Origin of the sequence: Kingella pumchi (assembly GCF_022288825.1) — a bacterium.
GTDB classification, from domain to species: domain Bacteria; phylum Pseudomonadota; class Gammaproteobacteria; order Burkholderiales; family Neisseriaceae; genus Kingella_D; species Kingella_D pumchi.
Genome location: NZ_JAKOOW010000028.1, coordinates 1 through 300, shown reverse-complemented (window position 1 = coordinate 300; position 300 = coordinate 1). Strand labels below are relative to the sequence as shown.

Genomic DNA, 300 nt, shown 5'->3' with positions numbered 1-300 from the left:
TTACCTTCGAGACCACCGCGGCCGTCCCGCCTATCCCCTGCTATCCATGTTCAAAGCCGTCCTACTCGGCCAATGGCACAGCCTCTCCGATCCCGAACTCGAACACAGCCTCATCACCCGCATCGATTTCAACCTGTTTTGCCGTTTTGACGAACTGAGCATCCCCGATTACAGCACCTTATGCCGCTACCGTAACTGGCTGGCGCAAGACGACACCCTGTCCAAATTGCTGGAACTGATTAACCGCCAACTGACCGAAAAAAACCTAAAAATAGAGAAAGCATCCGCCGCCGTCATTGA

The 300-nt window shown here is 53.7% G+C and carries 1 protein-coding gene; it reads left to right on the top strand.

Annotated elements, in window-relative coordinates:
- Positions 1-300: transposase (locus tag MB824_RS08275; RefSeq protein ID WP_238748019.1), on the top strand; the 300-nt coding region annotated here is incomplete at both ends.